Source organism: Rhodococcus sp. P3_B8, assembly GCF_056402775.1.
Map to the genome: position 1 here is coordinate 1 of NZ_JBFUGT010000175.1, position 13,270 is coordinate 13,270.

A 13,270-nucleotide genomic window follows, 5' to 3' on the forward strand; every position below is an offset into this window, starting at 1 on the left:
GTCCCGCGACGTCGATTCCACCGCCGCGCCGTCGGCGACGACGCGGCCCGAATCGGGCGGCAGCAGACCGGCCAGTGCGCGCAGCACGGTGGACTTGCCGCACCCCGAAGGTCCGGTGAGCACGAGGATCTCGCCGGGAACCACGGTCAGCGACAGCGAACGGATGACGGGGTTCCCCGTGTAGGACAGGGTGACGTCGTCGAGGACCAGCGCCATGCCGGCGGGAACGGACGCTGTTGCGGTGGCGGTCATGCGCGCTCCCCTCGTGGCAGCCAGCGGGTGACGCGCCTGCCGAGCAGTTCGACTGCGCCGGACGTCGCGAAACCGAGGATGCCGATGGTGATCATGCCGACGAAGACGCCGGGATAGTCGACGATCGTGTACGCCTGCCAGGTGCGGTACCCGACTCCGAGCCTGCCGGAGATCATCTCGGCGGAGATMACACAGATCCACGCCACCCCGATCCCGACGGACAGTCCACCGAAGACGCCCGGCAGGATTCCGGGCAGCACGACTCGGGACAGCACGTCCCAGCGTCCGCCCCCGAGCGTGCGCACGGAGTCCTCCCACAATGTCGGGAGGGCCCGGACGGCGTGCCGGGTGCTCACCATGATCGGGAAGAACGCGGCGACGAACGTGATGAACACGATGCCGGCCTCGTCGCTGGGGAACAGCAAGATCGCGACGGGCACCACCGCGATGGCAGGGATCGGACGTGCGAGCTCCGTCAGCGGACCGAGGACGTCGGCGAACAGTTCCGATCTGCCGAGGGCGATTCCGGTGGCCACACCGACCACCGTCGCGAGTCCGAATCCGCTGAGGATGCGAATCAGCGACTGCCCGAGGTCGAGGTAGAACAGGTCGCTCTGCAGCTGGGTACCGAACGCGGACACGACGTCGGTGACGGTGGGGAGCGTGTCGAACCGCAACCACACCCGCACGTCGTTGGCGGTCAGCACCTGCCATGCGACGATCGCCACGATCACGGACGTGATCCGCACGAGGCGTGACCGCCACGGCGAGGTTCGTCGGCGCGTCGATGCCGGATCGTGTTCTTCGGCAGCGACTTCGGTGTCGACCAGGACCGTCGGCTGGTGCAGGGTGGTCACTGCCGCACCTCCTCGACCGCGCGGTCGTACGTGATCACGGCGCCCGTGGGGTGTGCGCGCAGGTACCGGTCTGCCGCGGCACCGGTGGTGAAGGGCAGGAAGTTGTCGCCGTCGCGCACCCACACCGATTTGTCGGCGAACCACCGGGTGCCCAGTTCGGCGTCGGGGACGTACGCGGCGCGGACGGTGCGGCCCTCGGCCCGGGCCTGTTTCACCGCCCGGAGCAGGCACGTCGGGTTCGCGGCCGGTTGCGTCTCGGTGGCGCCGTCGAACCAGACCTCCCCGGCCAGCGCCGGATCGCCCGGGGCGGTGGCGCACACGGGATCGGTGCCGGTGACCGACGTCGGGTTGGCCGTGGACGCAAGCGCGGCGTCGTAGTCCTGCCCGTCGGCCTCGAACGCGGACCGGAGCGGAGCGTCGTTCACGAAGCCGTCGACGTCGAGGTCGGCGAAGTCGCCGATCGACTTCAGGTACGGCACATCGTTCTTCAGCGCACCGATCAGGCCCGGCTTGAGCGTGGTGTCGAACGAGGTGCCGCCCGGGCCGTTGTACAGGTACACGACCTCCTGGGGCAGGCCGCTCGCGTCGGCCACGATCCGCGACGCCTCGAGCGGTTGCGTCTGGACGAACCGCGTGGCGTCGAGCTGTGCCCGGAGGAACGCGTCGAGAACCTCGGGGTGTTCGTCCGCGTACGCCTCACGGGCCACCACACCGTGCAGAGTCGGGGTTCGGAGTTCGGCGCCGTCGTACAGCAGCTTGGCCTTGTCCTGGAAAACGAGAAGCCCTGGCCAGGCGACGAACTGCGACAGCGCCGCCACCTGACCGGATTCCAGGGCCGAGGATCCGACCTGCGGCTGCTGATTGAGCACCTCGACGCCGGTGCCCGGGTCGATTCCGGCGCGGTCGAGGGCCTGGACGAGGGTGCCGTGGCCTGCGGAGCCGACGCTCGCGGACACCTTCGTGCCGGCCAGGTCGCCGAGTGTGGTGGMCGGTGAATTCGGCGGCACCACCACCATGTTCAGTGCGCCGTTCGGGTTGTAGCCGGTGACCGAGACGATCTCCGTCTTCGAGCGCGGGTTCGCCTGGGTGCGGGAGCCGTTGATCAGCATCGGGTAGTCGCCCATCGATCCGATGTCGATCTTCTCGGCCACCATCTGGGCGGTGATCGGCGCACCGGTGTCGTAGTCCTGCCACTCGACGGAGTACTTCGTCCCGGTCTGCTCCGTCACGTCCTGCAGGCGTTGTTCGAGGTATCCCTGTGCGCGCAGCAGCGTTCCGGCGGTGACGGTGTTGATCGTCTTGGACTGGTACCCGATCACGAGCGTGACCGCGTCACCGTTGTCGGCCGACGGTTCGAGGGAGCAACTCGTGGCCACGAGGGTCAGTGCCGCGGCGGCGATCGCGAGGGTGGAAGAGCGTCGCTTCATCTGGGTGGTCTTTCGCTCAGCGGAGGAGGTACGGCATGTTCACGGTGACCGCGCCGGTCGGGCAGCGGGCCGCGCAGGGACCGCAGTACCAGCATTCGTCGACGTGCATGAAGGCCTTGCCGTTCTCCGGGTTGATGGCCAGCGAATCGAGCGGGCAGATCTCGACGCACAGGGTGCAGCCCTCGATGCACAGCGACTCGTCGATGGTGACGGGTACGTCTGCTCGTTGATTGACCAAGGTCATGAGGTGAGCTCCCAGTTCGTGATGTCGGGTCGGCGGACGAGGCTGCTGCGCATGGTGATTCGGTCACCGCGCATGCGGATGTATTCGAGGTCGACGGGACGTCCGTCGACGAGCCGGGTGAGGCGTTCGAGCAACAGGAGCGCCGCACCCTCGGGCGTCTGGAGGTTCGCGGCGGAATGGGCGTCGGCGTTTACGGATTCGATCGCCAGATCGGCGGAGCCGAGGGGCTGACCGCAGACTTCCTCGATCAGCGCGAACACGTCGTTGGTTTCGAGGTCGTGACCGAGGATTTCGGCTCCGATGTCGGGGACGAGGTAGGTGAGGTCCAGGCTGAGCGGCAGGTCGCCGAGGTACCGCACCCGTTCGATGTAGACGGCGGGTTCGCCCGGCTCCAGCTGCAGGCGGCGGGCGACGGCAGGTGGCGGGCTGATCTCCAGGGCGGCGCGGACGTCGTTGCGGACGTCGCCGTGCCCCTTCAGAGTCTCCTTCAGCCCGAGGAGGGCGTCGAGACCGTGGTCGTACTTGCGCTRCGCCACGTGGGTTCCCACCCGCGGGGCCCGGTCGATGAGCCCCTCCTGCTTGAGCAGTGCCAGTCCGTCGCGTACCGCATTGCGCGACACACCGAACTCGGCGGCCAGCTCCGATTCCGACGGCAATCCGCGCTCGGCGAAGGAGTCCGCGTGGATCTGCTGGCGGAGCAGGTCGGCGAATCTGCGCGCATGGTCCGCGCGGGAACTGCGCGACGCCGTCAGGAGGGGAGTCGGATTCACCACCATGGTTTCCTTCGTCGATAGTGCGTGTGAGCTGGACGAAGACAAACGCTAACGGCAGTCGGCGGGGCCCGGAGTCGCCGCGAACCGCCGCTCGGGGCGCCCCCGCGAATCGGCCGGGTCCGCGCCGGGCCCGAGCCGCCTCACCAGCCAAAACCCGGCAACGACCCGGAAATGCGCCAGGCCGGGCCGGGCCGGGAAGTTTCAATCAGGGTGATTCGAAGTCGCGACGTCCGCCCGGGGAGCACTCGAGTCCAGGTTAGGCTTACCTTCTGTTTTCGTCCCGAAGGAGTCGTTGCCGTGTTCGCACCCACCGCCAGACGTCAGATCGCAGTCGCACTCGCCGTGGCTAGTTCGTCCCTCTTCCTCGCCGCGTGCTCGTCCGGTGACAACGGAGGAACCACGGAAGCGTCCGGTGAAGGGTTTCCGGTCACGATCGAGAACACGTTCGGATCGACCACCCTCGACGGGGCACCCGAACGTATCGTCACGCTCGGATGGAACGCCCAGGACGTCGTCTACGCGCTCGGCGAGACACCGGTCGGCATGCCGAAGTACACGTACGGCGCCGAGGCGAACGGTGTGATGCCCTGGCTGCAGGACCGATTCGATCCGTCCCGGACCACGTTGCTCGACACGGCCACGTCCACCCCCATCGAGGGCGTCGCCTCGCTGGCCCCCGATGTCGTGCTCGCCCCGTACGAAGGGTTCGACCAGGCGACGTACGAGAAGCTGTCGGGAATCGCCCCCACGGTGGCGTACCCGGACAAGGCGTGGCAGACCACGTGGCAGGACCAGACCACGCTGGTCGGACAGGCACTCGGCAAGAGCGCCGAGGCGGAGCAGCTGGTGGCCGGTCTCGACGACACCCTCGCTCAGACCGCCGCCGCGCACCCCGAGTTCGCCGGCAAGACGATCTCGGTGATCAACTTCGACACCGACGCCGCGACGGTCAACGTCTACATGCCCTCCGATCCCCGCGTCCAGGTGCTGACCCAGCTCGGGTTCACCGTGTCTCCCGGTGTGCAGAAGCTGGCCGCTGCCAATGATCCGGACAAGTTCTTCGCCGACATCTCCGTGGAGAACATCTCCGATGTCGACGCCGACGTCGTGGTCGCGTTCGTCCCGGAGAACACGACCGTTGCCGCGAACCCGGCCTACGCGAATCTCGGTGCCATCGGGCGTGGAACCGCGGTCGCGCTGTCGGACACGAAGATCATCTCGGGGCTCAGCCAGACCAGCGTTCTCGCGACCCCGTGGCTTCTGGACAAGCTGACACCTCAGCTGAGCGAGGCCGCCACGAAAGCGGGTGCCTGAACTCCCGCCTGACAGGCGGTGTCGGGCGTAGCGTGATTCGAGACACAAATTTCCGCTGTGCCCGCATCAGGAACGCTCGCCGAAAGCAGGTATGCGATGACGCAGATGTCCGAAAGACACACCGCGAAGGTCATCGGCGTCACCGTCGCCGCCGCGGTCGGTGGATTTCTCTTCGGTTTCGACAGCTCGGTCATCAACGGTGCCGTCGACTCCATTCAGGGCCACTTCGAACTCGGATCGTTCTTCACGGGCTTCGCCGTGGCGATCGCACTGCTCGGATGTGCTGTGGGCGCATGGTTTGCGGGTCGCCTCGCGGACCGCTGGGGCCGCAAGAAAGTGATGCTGCTCGGTTCGGTGCTGTTCGTCGTGTCCTCGCTCGGAGCGGGTCTCGCGTTCAGCGTCCCCGACCTGATGCTGTGGCGCGTCCTCGGCGGTCTCGGCATCGGTATCGCGTCGGTCATTGCGCCCACGTACATCTCGGAGATCGCGCCGGCCCGCTACCGCGGCGCGTTGGCGTCGCTGCAGCAGTTGGCCATTACTCTCGGCATCTTCGCCGCGCTGCTGTCGGACGCGGTGTTGCAGAACGCCGCGGGCGGCGCCTCCAACGAGTTGTGGCTGAACCTCGAGGCCTGGCGCTGGATGTTCATCGTCGGTGTGGTCCCCGCGGTCGTGTACGGCATTCTCGCCCTGCTCATTCCCGAGTCACCCCGCTACCTGGTCGGCAAGCACCTCGATCAGGAAGCGGCCGACATCCTCGCGAACATCACCGGCGAAGTCGACCCGCACGAGCGTGTCTCCGAGATCCGGCTGACCCTCCGCCACGAATCGACGGCGTCGTTCGACGACATTCGCGGCCCGAAGTTCGGGCTGCAGCCCATCGTCTGGGTCGGCATCTTCATGGCCATCTTCCAGCAGTTCGTGGGTATCAACGCGATCTTCTACTACTCCACCACGCTCTGGAAGTCGGTGGGCTTCACCGAGAACGAGTCGTTCACCACGTCGGTGATCACGTCGATCATCAACGTGGGCATGACGTTCGTCGCCATCCTGTTCGTCGACCGGATCGGCAGGCGCATCCTGCTCATGGTCGGCTCGCTCGGCATGTTCGTGAGCCTGCTCATGGCCGCAATCGCCTTCTCCCAGGCGACGGGCAGCGGCGACGACGTCGTGCTCCCCAGCCCGTGGGGGGCGGTCGCCCTGATCGGCGCCAACCTGTTCGTGATCTTCTTCGCCTCCACCTGGGGCCCGGTCATGTGGGTGATGCTGGGCGAGATGTTCCCCAACAACATGCGCGCCTACGCACTCGGCATCAGCACGGCGGCGAACTGGATCGCGAACTTCACGGTCACGCTGGCATTCCCGCCGCTCACCCGCTCGGTGGGGCTGTGGTTCCTGTACGGGCTGTTCGCGTTCTTCGCGTTGCTGTCGTTCTTCTTCGTCCGGTCGAAGGTCCGGGAGACGAAGGGGATGGAGCTCGAGGAGATGCACACCTGACCCAGGCACATACGGATCCGGCCGAATCACACTGTGATTCGGCCGGATTTCTGTGCAACGGCTCAGCCCTGCTGCTTCTCCGCGCGCTGCGCATCGAGGTCGGCGACGACGCCGTTCTGCTGCTCGGGGCGCAGGTTCCCGAGGCCGGCGAACCATCCGGTGATCTGCCGGGCGACGTCCTGCGCGGTGAGGCCCAGCTCGGCGTGGATCTGCGCGCGCGACGCGTGGTCGAGGAACTGTTGCGGAACACCGAGATCACGACAGGGGACGTCGACCCCCGCCGCCCGCAGCGCGGCGGACACGGTGGAACCGACACCGCCGTGCAGTCCGCTGTCCTCGACGGTGACGACCATCGTGTAGTCCTCGGCGAGCTTCACCAGCGACTCCGGGACCGGCAGGACCCACCGCGGGTCGACGACAGTCGCCGAGATGCCCTGCTGTTCCAGGCGTTCCGCCGCGGCGAGCGCGAGACCGGCGAACGCGCCGACCGACACGATGAGCACGTCGTTCCGCCCGGAGGGGGCACGAAGGATGTCGACGACGCCGTCGAGGCGGCTCACCGCGGGTACGTCGTCGCCGACGGTGCCCTTCGGGAACCGGAGCGCGGTCGGGCCGTCGTCGACGGCCAGCGCCTCGTCCAGTTCCTCCCGCAGGGTGGCGGTGTCGCGGGGAGCCGCGACCTTCATTCCGGGGACGATGCCCAGCAGCGACATGTCCCACATGCCGTTGTGGCTGGCGCCGTCGTTGCCGGTGATACCCGCTCGGTCGAGAACGAGGGTGACGGGAAGCTTCAGCAACGCCACGTCCATCAGCAGCTGATCGAACGCGCGGTTGAGGAACGTCGAGTAGACCGCGACCACCGGGTGCAGGCCGCCCAGGGCGAGGCCGGCCGCCGACGTGACGGCGTGCTGCTCGGCGATCCCGACGTCGAACATCCGGTCGGGGTATTTCTCGCCGAACGCGGCGAGACCGGTGGGGCCCGCCATCGCCGCGGTGATCGCCACGATGTCCTGCCGGTGACTCGCCTGATCGATCAGCTCGGCCGAGAACACCGACGTCCAGTCGGCGGACGCCGACCCGGTCGCCTTACCGGTGAGCGGGTCGATCACGCCGGTCGAGTGCATCTGATCGGCGACGTGGTTCTCGGCGGGCGCGTAACCCATGCCCTTGCGGGTGACGGCGTGGACGATGACCGGGCCACCGAACGCCTTCGCGCGGCGCAGCGCGGATTCGAGCGCGGCCTCGTCGTGTCCGTCGACCGGTCCGAGGTACTTGATGCCCAGGTCCGTGAACATCACCTGCGGGGCGACGGCGTCCTTGAGGCCCGCTTTCATGCCGTGGAGGACCGAGTAGGCGGTCCGACCCACCCAGGGAAGTTTCTTCACCATCCGGCGGCCGCTGTCGAGGATGCGTTCGTATCCCGGCTGGAGGCGGAGGGCGGCGAGGTGGTCGGCGAGACCACCGATGGTCGGTGCGTAGGAACGACCGTTGTCGTTGACGACGATGACCACCGAGCGGTCCTTGCCTGCCGCGATGTTGTTCAGGGCCTCCCAGCWCATGCCGCCGGTCAGCGCACCGTCACCCACGACGGCGACGACGTGGCGGTCCTGACCGGTCAGTTCGAAGGCCTTCGCGAGGCCGTCCGCGTACGACAGCGACGCCGATGCGTGCGAGGACTCGACCCAGTCGTGATCGCTCTCCGCCCGGCACGGGTACCCGGACAGGCCACCCTGCTTGCGGAGCGAGTCGAAATCGTCCTTGCGACCGGTGAGGATCTTGTGGACGTACGCCTGGTGGCCCGTGTCGAAGATGATCGGGTCGGCGGGCGACTCGAAGATGCGGTGCAACGCGAGGGTCAGTTCGACGACGCCCAGGTTGGGGCCGAGATGACCACCGGTCGCCGCGACCTTCTGCACGAGGAACTCACGAATCTCCGCGGCGAGCTGCTTCATCTCCGCCGAATTCAGCTGACGAAGATCGTCAGGCGTCTGGATACGGGCAAGAACACCCAACGAGATCGCTCCCTCCGTGATGCACGCGGCCTTGCGTGCCTCTGCCGTGGCTTCGTGTCACGTCACAGTGGAACCAGTCTACGGAGCCGCCGGAGTGCGGGACACACGGTAGGGGCCGGTGCGGCCCGGTATCGCGGGCTCGTCCTCGGGCATCCCGGCCACGACCGTGACCGGCTTCACACAATTGTGCCGCCGGACGGGCCCGCGGAACACCCGACAGCGTCGTGAACAGCCTCTAGGGTCGACTCATGAGCACCGTCGTGGACGCGCTGATCGGGAAAGTCTTCGCCGCGACCCGGGAGAACCGCAGCGGCGAGCTCGCCGACTACATTCCCGAACTCGCCGCCGTCGCCCCCGACTCGTTCGGAATCTGCATCGCCACAGTGGACGGCTACGTGTACGAGGTCGGCGACACCCGCCTGCCCTTCACCATCCAGTCCATCTCGAAACCGTTCACGTACGCCCTGGCGCTGGCCGACCGCGGGTCCGACGCGGTCGCCGAGAAGATCGACGTCGAACCGTCCGGGGAACCGTTCAACGAGATCAGCCTCGACCCGCGGACGGAGCGACCACGCAATCCGATGATCAACGCCGGGGCGATCACCGCCGCGTCGCTGGTGGCCGGCCCGGACCTGGACTCGAGGTTCGAACGGATCCGGGCCGCGTACTCCCGGTACGCCGGACGGGACCTGACGTTCAACCGGTCGGTGTACGAGTCCGAGTCACGGACCGGGCACCGCAACCGGGCGATCGGCCACATGCTGCGCTCGTTCGACATCATCACCGGCGACCCCGACGAGGCGGTCGATCTCTACTTCCGCCAGTGCTCCATCGACGTGACGTGCCGGGACCTGAGCCTGATGGCCGCGACGATGGCGAACAACGGCGTCAACCCCGTCACCCGGGACACTGTTCTCGAACCGGCCCTCGTCGAGCGCGTCCTGAGCGTGATGTCGACGTGCGGCATGTACGACGCCGCAGGCAAGTGGGTGTACGAGGTGGGGTTGCCTGCCAAGAGCGGCGTCGGCGGCGGCATCGTCGCGGTCCTGCCGGRCCAGATCGGCATCGCCGTCTACTCGCCGCGCCTCGACGCGCACGGGAACAGCGTGCGCGGGGTGGAGGCGTGCCGGGCCCTGTCGAACGACCTGGAGCTGCACTTCCTGCACGTCACCCGCGCCGCCCGGTCGGCGATCCGTGCCACGTACTCCGTCGTCGACAGTCCGTCGCGGATGCGGCGCACTCCCGCCGAGCGGGCCGCCCTCGACGACGTCGGCAAGCGCAGCCGGATCTACGAGTTGCACGGGGACCTGCTCTTCGCCGGCGCGGAGTCCGCGGTGCGCGAGATCGGCGGGGTCGAGAACGAGCTCGAGGTCGTGGTGGTCGACGTGCGGCGGGTGGACGACGTCGGCAGCATCGCGCGCCGCATGCTCGAGAGTCTGCGCGACGAACTCACCCGTCGCGGCTGCGCGGTCGCCCTCGTCGATCCCGCGGCCCTGCTCGGCTACACGCATTCGGATCTCACCGGTGCGGGCGGCCGGGTGTTCGCCGACCTCGAAGCCGCATTGCAGTGGTCCGAGGACACCCTCCTCGATCGGCACTGCGCCGCCCTTCGCCAGCCGGCGACCATCGACGTCGCGCACCATCCGGTGCTGACCGGGCTGCGACCGGAACAGTTGCGGCGACTCACCCGCGACCTCGACATCCGCACGTTCGCTCGCGACGAGCAGATCATCCAGCGAGGCGACCGGGCGTGCGGGCTGTTCCTGATCCTCTCGGGCCGGGTCAGCATGAGGGTCACCGATTCCGGGGGCGCCGTGTACCGGATCATGACCCTGTCGACGGGCATGACCTTCGGCGAGATGACGATGCTGCTGGACCTACGCTTTCTCAATGACGTGTGCGCCGACTCCGAGGTCACCGTCGCCGTTCTCCCCGCGGATCGGTATGCCGACATGGCCGCGACGGAGCCCGGACTCAAACTCGCCCTCCTCGAACGACTGGCTGCCGGCGCCTACGAGCAACTCGACGTGATACTGCGGTCGCTGCTTCGGCCCTGATCGAGGATCGCCCACGGGAAAATCCGATTGCCCGAACCGGAAAAATCGGACAGGCTGGGGGCTCGGAATCGACGACGCTCGAATCGAAAGCAGGGTGCAATGCTCACAGCGACAAAGCTGGCCATCGAGACGAYGGGACTCGTCAAGACGTTCGGATCCACCCACGCTGTCGACGGCCTGGATCTGGCCGTCCCCCTCGGCGGCGTGTACGGCGTCCTCGGACCGAACGGCGCGGGCAAGACCACCGCGATCCGGATGCTGGCCACGCTCCTGCCCCTCGACGGTGGAACGGCCACCGTGCTGGGCCACGACGTCGCGAGCGAGCCGGACGCCGTGCGCAGCAAGGTCTCCCTCACCGGACAGTTCGCCTCGCTCGACGAGGATCTGACGGGCAGCGAGAACCTGCTGCTGCTCGGCCGGTTGTACGGGTACTCCCGCGCGGCGGCCCGCACCCGGTCCGAACAGTTGCTGACCGCGTTCGGGCTCGACGAGGCGGGCAACCGGCAGGTGAAGAACTACTCCGGTGGTATGCGCCGCAGGCTCGACATCGCGGCCAGCATCATCGTCACTCCCGAGATGATCTTTCTCGACGAGCCCACCACCGGTCTCGACCCGCGCAGCCGCAATCAGGTGTGGGAGATCGTCCGCGCGCTGGTGGCCGGCGGAACGACGGTGCTGCTGACCACGCAGTACCTCGACGAGGCCGATCAACTCGCCGACCGGGTGGCCGTCATCGACCACGGCAAGGTCATCGCGGAGGGCACCACCGGCGAACTGAAGGCCTCCGTCGGATCCGGGGCCCTGCACGTGCGGGTCACCGACATCGCCACCCGTCCCGCCGCGGCGGCGCTGCTGCGGGACGTGCTCGAGGTGCCGATCGTCGAAGAAGCCGACCCGGCCGCCCTGACCGCCCGTATCGACGACCCGGCCCGGGTCGCGCGGGCGCTGCCCGCACTCGACGACGCCGGAATCGCCGTCAGCACATTCGCGTTGGGGCAACCGAGCCTCGACGAAGTCTTCCTCTCCCTCACCGGCCGACCCACCGAGGAGCATGCGTCATGACCTCCACCACCGACCGGACCACCGACACCGCCACCGCGGTCGCCAACGTCCTGAAGATGCCCGGCCCGAGGCCCGCGAGACCCACCGCGTGGTCCACCTCGCTCTCGTTCGGCTGGCGGGCTCTGCTCAAGATCAAGCACGTCCCCGAGCAACTGTTCGACGTGACGATGTTCCCGATCATGTTCACGTTGATGTTCACGTACCTCTTCGGGGGTGCGCTGGCCGGTTCGACCAGCGCCTACGTCCAGTTCCTGCTGCCGGGCATCCTGGTGCAGACGGTCGTCATGATCACCATGTACACCGGCCTGACGCTCAACAAGGACATCGAGAAGGGGGTGTTCGACCGGTTCCGGTCGCTCCCGATCTGGCGTCCGTCTCCACTCGTGGGCGCGTTGCTCGGTGACGTCGTCCGCTACACGATCGCCTCGATCATCGTCCTGCTCCTGGGGCTCGTCCTGGGGTTCCGCCCGGACGGCGGGCTCGTCGGTGTGGTGGCATCGATCGGCCTGCTGCTGCTGTTCTCGTTCAGCCTGTCCTGGATCTGGACGATGTTCGCGATGCTCATGCGTACCGAGCAGGCGGTCATGGGGGTGTCGATGTTCATCCTGTTCCCGCTGACATTTGCCAGCAACATCTTCGTCGACCCCGCAACGATGCCGGGCTGGCTGCAGGCGTTCGTCGGCGTCAACCCGATCAGCAAGCTGGTGACGTCCATTCGCGGGCTGATGGCCGGGACGGTGGAGATGGCGGATCTCGCCATCGTGTTCGGGTGGTGCGCCGGGTTCGTGGTGATCTTCGGACCCCTGACGATGCGCCTGTACAACCGTAAGTCCTGACGGTGGCGACGGATCACGCCGAGAGATCGGTGACGGTACGCGGATCCGGAATCGTGTCGGCGATTCCGGATCTCGTGCGCGCCACCGTCACCGTGACCGCGACACGTCCCGCGGTGGCCGATGCGTTCGAGGCCGTCGCCCGGTCCACCACGGCGGTCACGGACACCCTGCGCGGGTACGGCGTCTCGGGGCCCGACCTCGCGACCACCGGCCTTTCCGTGCACTCCGAGACCACGTGGACCGAGGGCCGGGGCAGCGAGGTGACCGGCTACACCGCCGCGACGACGCTGCAGATCACCGTCCGCGAGGCCGGGGCGTCCGCGTCGTCATCGGCGCAGGTGGTGGCCGCCTGCGTCGGCGCGGGTGGCGACGACATCCGGCTCGGCGGACTCGAATTCGACTTCTCCGACCCTGCCGCGCTGACGGCGTCCGCTCGGGACCGGGCCTGGGCCGATGCCCTCGCCAAGGCGGAGCAGTATGCCTCGCTGTCACGTCGTGCACTGGGCGAGGTGCTCGACATCTCGGAAGTCGACACCGGGGACGTGCCGCCGCGGCCGGTCGCGAAGGCGTTCGCGGCGGCCGACTCCCCGATCGCCGTCGAACGCGGCGAGAAGCCGACGCGCGTCGACGTCCGGGTGCGGTGGCGTCTGGTCTAGACCCGCGGGCCCCGCTGCTGGACCGACGCGGCGAACGTGTCGTTGAGCTGAGTCAGCGACGTCACCGCCGCGAGTGCTTGTTCCTGGGACCAGCCTTCGAGCATGCCGCGCAGCCGTTCGGCCCGGCGCTCGGTGGTCTCGCGCAGAATGTCCATCCCGTTCGGCGACACCCGAATGCGGGAGGCACGCTTGTCGTGGGGGTCGGCGGCGCGCGACACGTATCCCGCGTCGACCAGTTCGGAAATCTGCCTGCTCAGCGAGGACTGACTGACGCACAGGTCGGCGG

At 67.9% G+C, this 13,270-nt stretch carries 13 protein-coding genes; 6 read left to right on the forward strand and 7 right to left on the reverse strand.

The genetic code is table 11. From position 1 onward, the window contains the following. The 5 genes from AC1D1G_RS31475 to AC1D1G_RS31495 all read right to left on the reverse strand — a co-directional run. Window positions 1-252 (reverse strand): ATP-binding cassette domain-containing protein (locus AC1D1G_RS31475; protein WP_477955102.1); only part of this gene is annotated, 252 nt, incomplete at its 3' end. Beyond that, on the reverse strand, window positions 249-1,109 hold the full coding sequence (locus AC1D1G_RS31480; protein ID WP_280783328.1) for an ABC transporter permease: 861 nt from the start codon (window positions 1,107-1,109) through the stop codon (window positions 249-251). The genes AC1D1G_RS31475 and AC1D1G_RS31480, both read right to left, overlap by 4 nt. Further along, a complete protein-coding gene (locus tag AC1D1G_RS31485; protein WP_477955104.1) occupies window positions 1,106-2,536 on the reverse strand; it encodes an ABC transporter substrate-binding protein in 1,431 nt (476 codons plus the stop codon). The genes AC1D1G_RS31480 and AC1D1G_RS31485 overlap by 4 nt, the downstream gene beginning before the upstream one ends. Window positions 2,537-2,552: 16 nt before the next feature. Next, a complete protein-coding gene (locus tag AC1D1G_RS31490; RefSeq protein WP_005240903.1) occupies window positions 2,553-2,780 on the reverse strand; it encodes a 4Fe-4S dicluster domain-containing protein in 228 nt (75 codons plus the stop codon). Beyond that, the gene (locus AC1D1G_RS31495) at window positions 2,777-3,556 is read right to left on the reverse strand and encodes a GntR family transcriptional regulator (protein WP_477955105.1); all 780 of its coding nucleotides are present in this window, start codon (window positions 3,554-3,556) and stop codon (window positions 2,777-2,779) included. Before AC1D1G_RS31495 ends, AC1D1G_RS31490 begins: the two co-directional genes overlap by 4 nt. Window positions 3,557-3,850: 294 nt before the next feature. Here AC1D1G_RS31495 and AC1D1G_RS31500 point away from each other — a divergent pair, with 294 nt between their 5' ends. Together AC1D1G_RS31500 and AC1D1G_RS31505 are read left to right on the forward strand one after the other, a co-directional pair. Next, window positions 3,851-4,867 (forward strand): iron-siderophore ABC transporter substrate-binding protein, encoded by a 1,017-nt coding sequence (locus AC1D1G_RS31500; protein WP_477955106.1) that lies wholly within the window; start codon window positions 3,851-3,853, stop codon window positions 4,865-4,867. A 96-nt stretch (window positions 4,868-4,963) separates the two neighbouring features. After that, window positions 4,964-6,361 carry a sugar porter family MFS transporter gene (locus AC1D1G_RS31505; protein ID WP_280783323.1) on the forward strand — a complete coding sequence of 466 codons (1,398 nt, stop codon included), beginning with the start codon at window positions 4,964-4,966 and terminating at the stop codon, window positions 6,359-6,361. 62 nt (window positions 6,362-6,423) lie between these two features. On the opposite strand, the gene dxs is transcribed toward AC1D1G_RS31505, so the two are convergent. Then, window positions 6,424-8,373: a 1-deoxy-D-xylulose-5-phosphate synthase gene (gene dxs, locus AC1D1G_RS31510; protein ID WP_477955108.1), complete on the reverse strand. Its 1,950-nt coding sequence runs from the start codon at window positions 8,371-8,373 to the stop codon at window positions 6,424-6,426. A gap of 248 nt (window positions 8,374-8,621) precedes the next feature. Here dxs and glsA point away from each other — a divergent pair, with 248 nt between their 5' ends. The 4 genes from glsA (at window position 8,622) to AC1D1G_RS31530 (ending at window position 12,984) form a co-directional block, all read left to right on the forward strand. Continuing rightward, window positions 8,622-10,430, forward strand: a complete 1,809-nt coding sequence (gene glsA / locus AC1D1G_RS31515) for a glutaminase A (RefSeq protein ID WP_477955109.1) — start codon at window positions 8,622-8,624, stop codon at window positions 10,428-10,430. A 99-nt stretch (window positions 10,431-10,529) separates the two neighbouring features. After that, window positions 10,530-11,492, forward strand: a complete 963-nt coding sequence (locus AC1D1G_RS31520; protein WP_477955110.1) for an ATP-binding cassette domain-containing protein — start codon at window positions 10,530-10,532, stop codon at window positions 11,490-11,492. Then, window positions 11,489-12,328, forward strand: a complete 840-nt coding sequence (locus AC1D1G_RS31525; RefSeq protein ID WP_477955112.1) for an ABC transporter permease — start codon at window positions 11,489-11,491, stop codon at window positions 12,326-12,328. The genes AC1D1G_RS31520 and AC1D1G_RS31525 overlap by 4 nt, the downstream gene beginning before the upstream one ends. Next, on the forward strand, window positions 12,325-12,984 hold the full coding sequence (locus tag AC1D1G_RS31530) for an SIMPL domain-containing protein (protein WP_317567526.1): 660 nt from the start codon (window positions 12,325-12,327) through the stop codon (window positions 12,982-12,984). Before AC1D1G_RS31525 ends, AC1D1G_RS31530 begins: the two co-directional genes overlap by 4 nt. On the opposite strand, the gene AC1D1G_RS31535 is transcribed toward AC1D1G_RS31530, so the two are convergent. Then, on the reverse strand, window positions 12,981-13,270 hold a 290-nt coding region (locus AC1D1G_RS31535), incomplete at its 5' end, for a MarR family winged helix-turn-helix transcriptional regulator (protein WP_477955113.1). The two genes, AC1D1G_RS31530 and AC1D1G_RS31535, sit on opposite strands and share 4 nt — an antisense overlap.